This is a genomic window from Pseudochelatococcus lubricantis (assembly GCF_011762225.1).
Lineage (GTDB): Bacteria > Pseudomonadota > Alphaproteobacteria > Rhizobiales > Beijerinckiaceae > Pseudochelatococcus > Pseudochelatococcus lubricantis.
In genome coordinates this window covers 205784-217695 of record NZ_JAASQI010000005.1, presented here as the reverse complement: position 1 = coordinate 217695, position 11912 = coordinate 205784, and the positions used below count along the sequence as shown (strand labels likewise).

12 protein-coding genes are annotated in these 11912 nt (G+C 66.5%); 10 read left to right on the top strand and 2 right to left on the bottom strand.

All coding sequences use genetic code 11. From position 1 onward, the window contains the following. The first annotated feature begins 22 nt into the window (after positions 1-22). From FHS82_RS12180 to FHS82_RS12155, 6 genes are all read left to right on the top strand, one after another. Positions 23-664, top strand: coding sequence for a nicotinate-nucleotide adenylyltransferase (locus FHS82_RS12180; RefSeq protein WP_377592122.1), 642 nt, complete (start codon positions 23-25; stop codon positions 662-664). Between the two features lie 253 nt (positions 665-917). Next, entirely contained in the window at positions 918-1367 is a 450-nt protein-coding gene (gene rsfS, locus FHS82_RS12175; protein ID WP_246225313.1) for a ribosome silencing factor, read from the top strand. A gap of 6 nt (positions 1368-1373) precedes the next feature. Beyond that, complete coding sequence (gene rlmH / locus FHS82_RS12170; protein ID WP_166953136.1) at positions 1374-1853, top strand: 23S rRNA (pseudouridine(1915)-N(3))-methyltransferase RlmH; 480 nt, start codon at positions 1374-1376, stop codon at positions 1851-1853. Positions 1854-1902: 49 nt separating this feature from the next. Continuing rightward, the gene (locus tag FHS82_RS12165) at positions 1903-3306 is read left to right on the top strand and encodes a murein hydrolase activator EnvC family protein (protein WP_246225312.1); all 1404 of its coding nucleotides are present in this window, start codon (positions 1903-1905) and stop codon (positions 3304-3306) included. Further along, on the top strand, positions 3306-4784 hold the full coding sequence (locus FHS82_RS12160; protein WP_166953132.1) for a S41 family peptidase: 1479 nt from the start codon (positions 3306-3308) through the stop codon (positions 4782-4784). The genes FHS82_RS12165 and FHS82_RS12160 overlap by 1 nt, the downstream gene beginning before the upstream one ends. A 70-nt stretch (positions 4785-4854) precedes the next feature. Next, the gene (locus FHS82_RS12155) at positions 4855-5406 is read left to right on the top strand and encodes an RNA pyrophosphohydrolase (RefSeq protein ID WP_166953130.1); all 552 of its coding nucleotides are present in this window, start codon (positions 4855-4857) and stop codon (positions 5404-5406) included. 23 nt (positions 5407-5429) lie between these two features. Here FHS82_RS12155 and FHS82_RS12150 read toward each other — a convergent pair whose 3' ends face one another. Beyond that, positions 5430-5765, bottom strand: a complete 336-nt coding sequence (locus FHS82_RS12150) for a hypothetical protein (protein ID WP_166953128.1) — start codon at positions 5763-5765, stop codon at positions 5430-5432. Positions 5766-5863: 98 nt separating this feature from the next. Here FHS82_RS12150 and FHS82_RS12145 point away from each other — a divergent pair, with 98 nt between their 5' ends. Next, positions 5864-6226, top strand: a complete 363-nt coding sequence (locus FHS82_RS12145; protein WP_166953126.1) for a helix-turn-helix domain-containing protein — start codon at positions 5864-5866, stop codon at positions 6224-6226. A 117-nt stretch (positions 6227-6343) separates the two neighbouring features. On the opposite strand, the gene FHS82_RS12140 is transcribed toward FHS82_RS12145, so the two are convergent. Then, a complete protein-coding gene (locus FHS82_RS12140; RefSeq protein ID WP_166953124.1) occupies positions 6344-7378 on the bottom strand; it encodes an aspartate-semialdehyde dehydrogenase in 1035 nt (344 codons plus the stop codon). Between the two features lie 452 nt (positions 7379-7830). Between FHS82_RS12140 and FHS82_RS12135 the strand changes: the two genes are divergently transcribed. The 3 genes from FHS82_RS12135 to FHS82_RS12125 all read left to right on the top strand — a co-directional run bounded on the left by FHS82_RS12135 (position 7831) and on the right by FHS82_RS12125 (position 11847). Beyond that, a complete protein-coding gene (locus FHS82_RS12135; protein WP_343042563.1) occupies positions 7831-9555 on the top strand; it encodes a heparinase II/III family protein in 1725 nt (574 codons plus the stop codon). A gap of 143 nt (positions 9556-9698) precedes the next feature. Further along, a complete protein-coding gene (purH, locus tag FHS82_RS12130) occupies positions 9699-11291 on the top strand; it encodes a bifunctional phosphoribosylaminoimidazolecarboxamide formyltransferase/IMP cyclohydrolase (protein WP_166953122.1) in 1593 nt (530 codons plus the stop codon). A gap of 70 nt (positions 11292-11361) precedes the next feature. Continuing rightward, complete coding sequence (locus tag FHS82_RS12125; RefSeq protein WP_166953120.1) at positions 11362-11847, top strand: peroxiredoxin; 486 nt, start codon at positions 11362-11364, stop codon at positions 11845-11847. Positions 11848-11912 lie beyond the last annotated feature (65 nt).

The window sequence follows — 11912 nt, the reverse complement described above, 5'->3', positions numbered from 1 at the left end:
CGGCGCGCCCGGGAGCAGCGGGATCACGGTTTTGAGAAACCTGCCGAAGCGGCATTCGCCGTCTCTCCCGCCGCACGCGCCGGGCTTGCGGATCGGGCTTTTCGGCGGCTCGTTCAACCCGCCGCACGCGGGGCATCGCCTGGCGAGTCTCGTCGCCCTCAAGCATCTGCGGCTCGACAGGGTATGGTGGATCGTCACCCCCGGAAACCCGCTGAAGGACAACACGGCGCTGCCGCCGCTGGCGGAAAGAATGGCCGCTGCCCGTGCGCTGACGCGCCACGCGCGCATCGACATCACCGGTTTCGAAGCTGAAATCGAGACGCAGTTCACTTACGACACCATCGCGTGGCTCACACGGCGTTGTCCGCAGGTCGATTTCGTCTGGATCATGGGCGCGGACAATCTCGCCGGTTTTCACCGCTGGCAGCGCTGGCGCGACATCGCCCGCCTCGTTCCGCTCGCCATCATCGACCGCCCCGGCTCCACCCTGAAGGCGGCGCGCTCGCGGGCGGCGATCGCGCTGGCGCGTTACCGATTCGCTGAGAAGGACGCGGGACTGCTGTCACGGGGAGACGTACCGGGATGGGTCTTTCTGCACGGTCCGCGATCGCCGCTGTCGTCCACCATGCTGCGCGCGGCGGGGAACACGATAGCCGCGCCCTGAAGCCCCCGCGCGGACGCGGGCGGCTTCTTTTTCCTGCCGATTCATGTGATTGGCTGTCGGTAGTCGTTGAAGCGTCGGGGATGTGCGACTATCTTCAAGTCAATGTTACGATGCGATTTCGAGCCGGAGAGGCGATGCCCGCTTGTCCCGAAGTCGCCCTGAAGCGGGATGACCTTTCGCCGAATCGCGATTCTCGCCCTATCTTTTTGTTAATGCATGATTTTTCCAGAAGGCGGCACCTCTTTTGGGGATCATGCTCAAGTGTGAGGACCGGGCACTGAGCCAGCTTTCGGAATATGGCGCCCAGCCGGCGCCGCTCAACCAGACGGACGGAACACGGACGGCCGGGGAGACGCCGCCGGCCGGCGAGGCGGCAGGGATCGCGCGGTTCCAGCTTGAAGAAATGAAGGCGGAAGAGATCGTCGAGATCGACCTTGTCGGTCGCACGACAATCGCGGACACGATGTTCGTCGCGTCCGGCCGGTCGGACAGGCATGTCGGCGCCATCGCGGAAAAGGTCGCTGCCGCTCTCAAGCAGGCGGGCTTCGGGCCGGTGCGCGTCGAGGGATTCCCGGCTTGCGACTGGGTGCTGATCGACGTGGGCGATATCATCGTGCATATCTTCCGCCCGGAAGTGCGCAGCTTCTACAATCTGGAGAAGATCTGGAGCCCCGACCGGCCGAAAGAGCCGCGCGCCGGTTGAGCCGCCGTGCGCATCGCCGTTGTGTCGGTGGGCCGGCTGAAGGCGGGCCCCGAGAAGGCGCTGGTCGAGCGCTATCATGAGCGGGCGCAGCCGCTGGCCCGCTCGCTGGGGTTCGGCACCGTCGATGTGCTGGAGCTTTCGGAAAGCAGCGCCCGCCACGCCGACCAGCGCAAGGCGGAGGAGGGCAGGGCGTTGCTGGCGCGCTGCCTGCCGGGTATGATCGTGGCGTTCGACGAACGCGGCGCGAGCCTTTCCAGCGACGATCTGGCTCGGAAGTTCGCCGGCTGGCGCGATGCGGGCGAGGCCGGCGTCAACCTGATCGTCGGCGGTCCCGACGGTCTCGATGGCGCGGTGCGGGAGAAGGCTGCGCTGATCCTGTCCTTCGGCGCAATGACCATGCCGCACCAGATTGTGCGTGCGCTGGTGCTTGAGCAGGTATATCGTTGCCTGACGATTCTCGCGGGACACCCCTATCACCGTGTTTGACGGCCGGTTGCGTTGCTGCGCCGGTCGGTCGATGTGTTGCAAGGCACTGATGGCATTTCGAATCCAGCGATCGGGACGGTTCTTGACCTGCGGGCTTGCGTTCGCCGTGGCGCTCGGCGTCGCCGTGCTGCCCGCGGCGGGGCAGGAGCAGGCGCAGCAGCAGGCGCGGGAGCCCTCCGGCGCGCAGGCGGAGGGGGCGGCGCCCTGGGCGGGAACCGAGGCGGACAAGCGCCAGCGCCAGCAGGAGCTTGAGGCCGTTCAGGCCGATCTCGCGGCACGCGGCGCGCGGCGGGAAGCACTGCGCACCGAGATCGAGGGCCTGAGCAAGGACCGGGCCGAACTCAACCGCATCCTGCTCGAAACCGCCCAACGCATCGGTTCGGCGGAGGAGCGCGTGTCCGCCATCGAGCAACGGCTGGCGACGCTCGACGGTAGCGAGCAGGCCATCCGCCGCTCGCTGGAAAGCCGCCGCGACGTTATCGCCGAGGTGCTCGCCGCCCTTCAGCGCATGGGCCGCCATCCGCCGCCCGCCGTTCTCGTCGCGCCCGAGGACGTGCTGCAGGCCGTGCGCAGCGCCATCCTGCTGGGGGCAACGGTTCCCGAGCTGCGGACGGAGGTGGAGGCTCTTGCGTCCGACCTTGCGGAACTCGCGCGCCTTCGCGCGCAGATCGCCACCGACCGGGAGGCGCTGAAGGCCGATATCCAGACCCTGAATGGCGAGCAGGAGCGGCTTGCCGCCCTCATCGATGAGCGCCAGCGCCGCATCGCGGAGGCGGAGAAGATCGACGCCGGCGAGAGCGCGCAGGTGGCCGATCTCGCGAGCCGCACGGAAAGTCTCAAGGATTTGATTGGCCGCATGGAGCGGGAAATCACCACCGCCCGCAAGGCCGCCGAGGATGCGGCGCAAGCCGTGCAGGCGCGCGACAAGGCCGTGGATGACAGGCTGGCGGCCGCGCCCTTCGGCGATCCCGCCCGGCTCGAACCCAAGATTTCTTTCGCGAAGGCATTGGGACTGCTGCCGTTTCCCGTGCGCGGTGAGGTGGTGCGCGGCTTCGGCGCATCGGACGGTTTCGGCGGCGCGACGAACGGCATCTCCATCGCAACACGCGAGGAAGCCGTCATTTCGTCCCCCACGGATGGCTGGATCGTTTACTCTGGTCCGTTCCGATCCTTCGGCCAGCTCTTGATCATCAACGCGGGCGAGGGATATTATGTATTGTTGGCGGGCATGGAACGGATCAACGTGACGTTGGGCCAGTTCGTGCTCGCGGGCGAGCCTGTCGGGTTGATGGGCAAGGGGGCGCCAGCGGGAACCGGTGCATTGGCGGGAGCCAGTGCTTTTGCGGGTGGCGCCACGGGCCCCATTCTGTATGTTGAGTTTCGCAAGGATGGCGGATCCATCGATCCGTCGCCGTGGTGGGCCAGGACAAAAGGCGAAAAGGTTCGCGGATGATGCGCAAGATTTCTCTCGTGATGGTGGGTGCCCTCATCGGCGCGGGTGTGGCGGTCGTGGGCACGCAGTCACGGCTGTTTTCCAGTACGAGCGCCATCGCCGCTTCCGTGGACACCTACCGGCAGCTCACGCTGTTCGGCGATGTCTTCGACAAGGTGCGCAGCGACTACGTCGAAAAGCCGGATGAGAGCAAGCTGATCGAATCGGCCGTCACCGGCATGCTGTCGTCGCTCGATCCGCACTCCAGCTACATGGACGCGAAGAGCTACCGCGACATGCAGGTGCAGACGCGCGGCTCCTTCGGCGGGCTCGGCATCGAGGTGACGATGGAGGACGGCCTCGTCAAGGTCGTGAGCCCCATCGATGAAACGCCGGCCGCGCGCGCGGGCATTCTGGCAAACGATCTCATCGTCGCCATCGATAACGAACCCGTGCAGGGGCTCACCATCAACCAGGCGGTCGAGAAGATGCGCGGCGCGGTCGATTCCGAGGTCACGCTGAAGATCCAGCGCACCGGACGAAGCGAGCCGTTCGAGGTCAAGCTGAAGCGCGACATCATCCGCATCCGCTCCGTGCGTTTCGAGAACAAGGGCGACATCGGGTATCTGCGCATCACGCAGTTCAACGAACAGACGTTCGACAACCTGAGCAGCGCCGTCGAGAAGCTGACCAAGGAAATCCCGGCCGACAAGCTGAAGGGCTTCGTCATCGACCTGCGCAACAACCCTGGCGGCCTGCTGGATCAGGCGGTGCTTGTCTCCGACGCCTTCCTGGAGCGTGGCGAGATCGTCTCGACGCGGGGGCGCAACCTCGACGAGACGCAGCGCTTCAACGCCCGCTCGGGCGACATCACGAAGGGCAAGCCGCTCGTGGTGCTGGTCAACGGCGGATCGGCCTCGGCGTCCGAGATCGTGGCGGGCGCCCTGCAGGACCACCAGCGCGCCAAGCTGATCGGCACGCGCTCGTTCGGCAAGGGGTCCGTGCAGACCATCATTCCGCTTGGCCAGAACGGGGCGCTGCGCCTCACCACGGCCCGCTATTACACGCCGTCCGGCCGCTCGATTCAGGCCAAGGGCATCGAGCCCGATTTCATCATCGAGGAAGTCATTCCCGACGATCTCAAGGGCAAGGACCAGATCAAGGGTGAGGCGGGGCTGCGCGGCCACCTGAAGAACGGCGAGGACGCCAGCGCGGACAAGAGCGCCGCGACGGAAGTCGAGGCGACCGACAGCAAGAAGGAGGAGGCCTCCGGCTCCTCCGCCTACGTTCCGACCGATCCGACGCAGGACACGCAGCTCAATGCCGCCTATGACCTGCTGCGCGGTGTCGAGAACCCGGCGCTTGTGGTGCGCAAGGTGAATGCCGATGCCGGCACGAAGACCGAATCGGCCGCCAATGTGACCGGCAAGAAGGACGCCGCGAAGCCGGCTGACAAGCCGGCCGTCGACGGCGGCGACACGAAAAAGGACGGGGAATGACCTTCCCCGGGTGAGCTTTTCCGGCTAGTGTGCCCCCCGATCGGCGGTTGATAGCGGACGGGGCGGCGCCATGTCGGACAAGGTCAATCACATTCGCGGGAAGGTGCGGGCAGAGGATTTGCCCTATCGCGCATGTGTGGGCGTGATGCTGCTCAACAAAGTCGGCAGGGTATTCATCGGCTCCCGCCAGAAGGGCGACATCGCCGAGGGAACGGTGCCGCCTGCCTACACTTGGCAGATGCCGCAGGGCGGCGTCGACAAGCATGAGGACCTGCTGGACGCGGCGCGGCGCGAGCTGTTCGAGGAAACGAACGTGCGCTCCGTCGAGGTTCTCGCCCAGACGCCCGACTGGCTGACTTACGACCTGCCGGAAGACCAGATCGGCATTGGCCTGCGGGGCAAATTCCGCGGGCAGAAGCAGAAATGGTTCGCCATGCGCTTCACCGGCGACGAATCGGAAATCGACGTGCTGCACCCCGGCGACGGCAGCGTGCCGCCGGAATTCGATGCATGGCGCTGGGAAGAGGCGCAGCACCTGCCGGAGCTGATCGTGCCGTTCAAGCGGCGCGTATATGAGCAGGTGGTGGCGCACTTCGCGGCGCTGACTCACATCCGGGCATAACGTCCCATACCCGCCTGTCACTGTTAACGGGATGCGCGGCGGGCCATGTGCGGGGCGCTTCCCGTTATGGACGTTGCGTGGGCCGATGCCGCCGGTCGGCCACGGCGCCGCAGGCTGCGGCGTATGCGCCGCCACGCGCCCTGCGCCCGCAGGTCACTGCGATACCAGGCGTCCACCTCTTTTTCGAAAGCTTCGTGTTCCGCATCCTCGCCGTGAGCCGCGAGCATCAGGTCGGCCAAGGCCTCGATCCTGCGCGCGGGGATCAGGTGCGGACAGATGGCATATTGCCAGCCGAAGACGAGCGCCACTCCCCAGATCGGCATCGTGCAGGTGACCCAGATGGCGGCTGTCCACGTCATGGTCGATACGATCCTATGAACAAAGGTGCAAATTCGTACCTATACCATCCAAATTTGTTCGTAGCAATATTGGCGTCATTTAGGAACAAAATGTTCCTATGGACGTTTTTGCACGAAAGCTGAAAGAGCGTGCGGAGCACCTCGGCATATCGAATGCCGAAGCTGCGCGGCGATGCGGATTGGACGAACGCCGCTATGCTCATTATGCAGCTGGGCGCAGCGAACCCGACCTCGCGACGCTGATGCGGATCGCCCACACGCTCGGCACCACGCCGAACTGGCTTCTCGGGCTCTCGCCCGAAGGCGAGGCCGCCACGCCCCGCTCCAGTTCCATAGACCGTCTCGTTTCCGTTGCCCGGGCCATTCCCGAGCGCGAGCTTTCGCTGCTCGTCGCGCTGGCGGAAACCATGGCGCGCCACACCCGCGAAACGCACGGCAACCCGGACGCCGAAGATCCATAAAAAAATGCGCCGTCGCGGGGACGGCGCATTTGCCCAGGCCATTTCTTTGTTTTCACACCGGGCGCAAAAGCAGTATCCGCCTTTGCTGAAACTGCTTTATCCGGCTGGCGGAAGGGATCAGGCCGCCTGCTGGCGCGGGCTGATGAGCTTGCGGTTGATCAGAACTTCCGCGATCTGCACCGCGTTCAGCGCCGCGCCCTTGCGCAGGTTGTCCGCCACGACCCAGAAGGCAAGGCCGTTCTCGACAGTGGCGTCCTCGCGGATGCGCGAGATATAGGTCGGATCCTCGCCGGCCGCCTCGTGAGGCGTGATGTAGCCGCCGTTCTCGCGCTTGTCGATGACGAGGCAACCCGGCGCCTGACGCAGGATTTCACGCGCCTCGTCCGCCGTGATCGGCTTCTCGAACTCCACGTTCACGGCTTCCGAATGCGAGATGAACACCGGCACGCGCACGGCGGTGGCGGTGAGCTTGATGGCGGGGTCGAGAATCTTCTTCGTCTCGGCCATCATCTTCCACTCTTCCTTCGTGTAACCGTCTTCCATGAACACGTCGATGTGGGGAATGACGTTGAAGGCGATGCGCTTGGTGAACTTGCCGGGCTTGACCTCGCCGGTCGTGAAGACGGCGCGCGTCTGCGAGAACAGCTCGTCCATCGCATCCTTGCCCGCGCCCGAAACCGACTGATAGGTGGAGACGACGACGCGCCGGATGGTCGCCGCGTCATGCAGCGGCTTCAGCGCGACAACGAGCTGGGCGGTGGAGCAATTGGGGTTGGCGATGATGTTCTTCTTCGAGAAGCCAACGATCGCATCCGCATTCACCTCGGGCACGATCAGCGGCACGTCGCTGTCGTAACGCCAGGCGGAGGAGTTATCGATGACGACCGCGCCCTGCGCGCCGATCTTCAGCGCCCACTCGCGCGAGACGTCGCCGCCGGCGGACATCAGGCAGATATCGGTATCGGAGAAATCGTAGGTGGCAAGGTCCTTGGCCTTCAACGTCTTGTCGCCGAAGGAAACTTCCTGTCCCATGCTGCGGCGCGAGGCGAGGGCCACGACCTCGCTCACCGGGAACGCGCGCTCGGCCAGAATGTCGAGGATTTCACGGCCCACATTACCGGTGGCGCCAACCACGGCGATCTTGAAGCCCATTGTACGATATCTCCTGTTCAACCTCTCCCGGGGAACCGATGCCGCCTTCGGCATCACCTCTCTCGTGCCTGGGGGAGAGAGGTCCGGGAACGAGGGCAGAGGTCAGCGTGTCGTCGACGTAATCGTCGTGACAACAAAGATGGTTTTCGTTTTTTTCGTAATAACGAGAGCCATCACCGACTGTCCGCCACTTGCGTTGTGTTGAAGCACGCCCATGAAGCGACCGGAACTTCGCTTCAAGCTGGCTATCTCCACCACCGGCCACGTCATTTGTCAAGCCGATTTTTCCAGCCCGCCGCCCGTCCAGGAGCGAGCGCGTCATATATGACCACCATGGGGCCACAGATACGGTTCAATTAACTTTTTCGCTTTATCAAAGGCCCTCGGCGTATCATTTAGGGCGCGTTCGGCCCGCATTGCGAGTCGGGGCGCGGAAAGGACTGTCGGACGTCGTGGGGGTAGACCAGCACCGGTTGCGGCTCTATCAGCTCGCCCTCGCCAAGGCGGGGCGGCTGGCGCTCGGCACTGTCCTGCGAACTTTCGAGACGCTGGATGCGCTGCGCCGCCGCGCGCCCGAGCGGGTCGTGATAGCGCCGCAGGACCTGCGCACGGCCGATCCCACGGAAGCCTCCGACATTTATGCCGGCCATTTCTCGCTCGCCGGGCAGAGCATCGACTGCCGCGGGCGTTCGCCCTTCGAGGTCGAGCCGCCGTCCGAAGCCTGGGCGGAGGCGCTGGCGGGCTTCACCTGGCTGCGGCACCTCGGGGCGGCGGATTCTGCACTCGCGCGCGCCAACGCCCGCGCACTCGTCGACGATTTCCTCGCGGCGCGGCTGGACCGGCGGGGCATCGCCACCCGGCCGGCCGTCGTCGCGCGGCGCCTGCTCGTCTTCCTGAGCCAGTCGCCGCTGGTGCTGGACGGCGCCGACCATGCCTTTTACCGCCGCTTCATGCGCGCGCTGGCGCGCGGCGTGCGCCAGCTCTCGGGCAGCGTCTGCGGCGCGCTGCAGGGCGAGAAGAAGCTGCTGGCGCTGATCGCGCTCGCCATGGCCGGGTTGTGCCTCGACAATCTCGGCCGCCTGCAGCGCAACGCCAGCCGCAAGCTGGGGGAGGAACTGGCGCGCCAGATCCTGCCGGACGGCGGCCACATCAGCCGCAACCCGCGCGTACTCGTCACCCTGCTTACGGAACTGCTACCGCTGCGGCAGGTCTATGCGGCGCGCGGGGTTTCGCCGCCGCCGCAGATGCTGGGCGCCATCGACCGCATGATGCCGATGCTGCGCATGTTCCGCCATGGCGAGGGATCGCTGGCCCTGTTCAACGGCATGGGCCGCACGCAGGTCGACCTCATCGCGACGCTGCTGGCCTACGACGACACGCGCTCGCGCGCTATCCAGCACGCGCCCCATTCCGGCTACGAGCGGCTGGAGGCGGAGGACCTCGTGCTGATCGCGGACGTGGGCGCGCCGCCGCCGCCCGCCTGCTCGACGGAGGCGCACGCGGGCTGCCTCTCCTTCGAGCTGAGCGTGGGGCGCTCGCGCCTCATCGTCAACTGCGGCGCGCCGCGCCACGGCAGCCTGTTTCCGCTTTTCGCAGCGCGCTCCACCGCCGCGCATTCCACGGTGACCGTGGGCGACACGTCGTCCTGCCTGTTCGCGGGGGCGGGGAGCGGCGCGTCGCTCGCGGCGCGCCTCGAACGCTGGCTGGGCCGCTGGCTCGGCACGCCCATCCTGGGCGGCATCGAAAATATCGAGGTCAACCGCGGCGCGGCGTCCTCCGGCACCCAGACGCTGGGCGCCGCGCATGACGGCTACAGCGCGCGCTTCGGCCTCGTCCACCAGCGGCGCTGGCGGCTGGACGGCGCGCGCGGCACGCTGGACGGCGAGGATGCGTTCATCGCCGCCGACCCGATGCAGGAAGCGGCCGCCGCGACAGTGCGCTTTCACCTGCACCCGCTCGTGCGCACCAGCCGCTCGCACGACGGCCATTCCGTGCTGATGCTGCTGCCGGACGGGCAGGGCTGGTCCTTCGAGGCCGAACACGGCACGCTCTCCATCGAGGAAAGCGTGTTCCTCTCGGCTGTCGACGGCGCCCGGCGCGGAGAGCAGATCGTCGTCACCGTCGACCCTGCCGAAGTGACGCTGCTGCGCTGGCGCTTCTCGCGGCTGGAGGTGTAACGGCGCGCCCGCGTGGCTGCATTGCGGCATTTTTCCGTTCCGCCAGCGGGAAAAATGGGTTAGAGCCACGTCGTGGAGCGAATTCTCCGCCCGGCCGGATGTTCTTGTCGGAATACGCCTTTTCCTTGAGCTGGACCTGTCCCATGCCCCATGATCGCAAAATCATCACGCGCGCCCTTCTGTCCGTCTCGGACAAGTCGGGCCTCATCGGCTTCGCCAGCGCGCTGGCGCAGCGCGGCATCGCGCTGATCTCGACGGGCGGCACGCACAAGGCGCTCGTGGAGGCAGGCCTCGCGGCGAAGGACGTGGCGGAGGTCACGCAGTTTCCCGAGATGATGGACGGGCGCGTCAAAACGCTGCATCCGGCTATCCACGGCGGCATCCTTGCCGTGCGCGGCAACCCCGAGCATCAGGCGGCCATGCTGGCGCACGGCATTTCGACCATCGACCTCGTGGTGGTGAACCTCTATCCCTTCGAGGAGACGGTGGCGCGCGGCGGCTCGTTCGACGACTGCATCGAGAACATCGATATCGGCGGCCCGGCCATGATTCGCGCCGCAGCCAAGAATCACGCGGACGTGGCGGTCATCGTCGATCCCGCCGACTACGAGGCCCTGCTTGCGGAACTCGCCGCCAACGGTGGCGCCACCACGTTGCCCCTGCGCCGGCGGCTGGCACAGAAGGCCTATGCGCGCACCGCCGCCTACGACGCGGCGGTGTCGAACTGGTTCGCCGGCATCGAGGGGATCGGCACGCCCGACTTCCGCGCCATCGGCGGCCGGCGCGCGCTCGACCTGCGCTATGGCGAGAACCCGCACCAGCAGGCGGCCTTCTACGCCACGCCCGAGCAGCGGCCCGGCGTCTCCACCGCGCGCCAGCTGCAGGGCAAGCAGCTGTCCTTCAACAACATCAACGATACGGACGCCGCCTATGAAGCGGTGGCGGAGTTCGATCCGCAGCGCACGGCGGCCGTGGTCATCGTGAAGCACGCCAACCCCTGCGGCGTCGCCGAGGGAGACTCCCTCGCCGAGGCGTACGAAAAGGCGCTGCGTTGCGATTCCGTCTCCGCCTTCGGCGGCGTGGTGGCGCTGAACCGCACGCTCGACGCCGAGGCGGCGCAACGCATCGTCTCCATCTTCACGGAAGTGATCATCGCCCCCGACGCGACGGAGGAGGCCATCGCCATCGTCGCCGGGAAGAAGAACCTGCGGCTGCTGCTCGCCGGAGGCCTGCCCGATCCGCGCGGCGGCGGGCTTGCCGTGCGCACCGTCGCCGGCGGCTTCCTGGCGCAGACACGCGACAACGCCGTGGTCGACGACATGGATCTGCGCGTCGTGACGCGGCGCGTGCCCACCGAGGCGGAACTCGCCGACCTGCGTTTCGCCTTCCGCGTCGCCAAGCACGTGAAATCGAACGCGATCGTCTATGCGCGGGACGGCGCGACGGTAGGCATCGGCGCCGGCCAGATGAGCCGGGTCGATTCGTCGCGCATCGCCGCATGGAAGGCGCAGGAGGCGGCGACCGCCGCAGGCGCGACGGAGAGCTTCGCGAAGGGTTCCGTCGTGGCGTCGGATGCGTTCTTCCCCTTCGCCGACGGATTGCTTGCGGCGGCGGAGGCGGGCGCGACGGCTGTGATCCAGCCCGGCGGCTCCATCCGCGACGACGAGGTGATTCGCGCCGCCGACGATGCCGGCCTGGCGATGGTGTTCACGGGGCATCGGCATTTCCGCCATTGAATTGTGGCGAAATCGGGTGATATGGTCCCGACAGTCCAGCCACAGGTTCACATCATTCAGGGATGAAGCCATGACCATCGCCGTCGGGGAACGTTTGCCGCAAATCACCTTCCGCGTCCTGACCAGCGAAGGGCCCACGCCTCGCACCACCGATGACATCTTCAAGGGCAGGCGGGTCGTGCTCGTGGGCGTGCCCGGCGCCTTCACGCCCACCTGCCACCGCAACCACGCGCCCGGCTTCATCGCCAATCTCGATGCTTTCAAGGAGAAGGGCATAGACGCCGTGCTCATCACCAGCACGAACGATGCATTCGTGCTGGATGCATGGGCGAAGGCGCTGGGCGCAGACGGGCAAATCGAGTTTCTGTCCGACGGCAACGCCGATTTCGCCCGCGCCACGGGCCTGCTGTTCGACGGCTCCGGCTTCGGGCTGGGGCCGCGCTCGCAGCGCTACGCCATGGTGGTGAACGACGGCGTCGTCGAGGTGCTCAACGTGGAAGAGGCGGCCGGCCAGGTGCAGGTGACGAGCGCCGAACATCTTCTGGAAAGCCTGTAATCGTAGTGAAGCGGCGGGCGCGGCTCAGTTCACGCTCGCCGCTGTGACGCCAGTCTTGCCGGCGC

Coding starts and splice junctions, on each gene's coding strand:
- rsfS (WP_246225313.1), top strand. CDS start 918: ATGCTCAAGTGTGAGGACCGGGCACTGAGCCAGCTTTCGGAATATGGC.
- FHS82_RS12165 (WP_246225312.1), top strand. CDS start 1,903: ATGGCATTTCGAATCCAGCGATCGGGACGGTTCTTGACCTGCGGGCTT.
- FHS82_RS12160 (WP_166953132.1), top strand. CDS start 3,306: ATGCGCAAGATTTCTCTCGTGATGGTGGGTGCCCTCATCGGCGCGGGT.
- FHS82_RS12155 (WP_166953130.1), top strand. CDS start 4,855: ATGTCGGACAAGGTCAATCACATTCGCGGGAAGGTGCGGGCAGAGGAT.
- FHS82_RS12150 (WP_166953128.1), bottom strand. CDS start 5,765: ATGACGTGGACAGCCGCCATCTGGGTCACCTGCACGATGCCGATCTGG.
- FHS82_RS12145 (WP_166953126.1), top strand. CDS start 5,864: ATGGACGTTTTTGCACGAAAGCTGAAAGAGCGTGCGGAGCACCTCGGC.
- FHS82_RS12140 (WP_166953124.1), bottom strand. CDS start 7,378: ATGGGCTTCAAGATCGCCGTGGTTGGCGCCACCGGTAATGTGGGCCGT.
- purH (WP_166953122.1), top strand. CDS start 9,699: ATGCCCCATGATCGCAAAATCATCACGCGCGCCCTTCTGTCCGTCTCG.
- FHS82_RS12125 (WP_166953120.1), top strand. CDS start 11,362: ATGACCATCGCCGTCGGGGAACGTTTGCCGCAAATCACCTTCCGCGTC.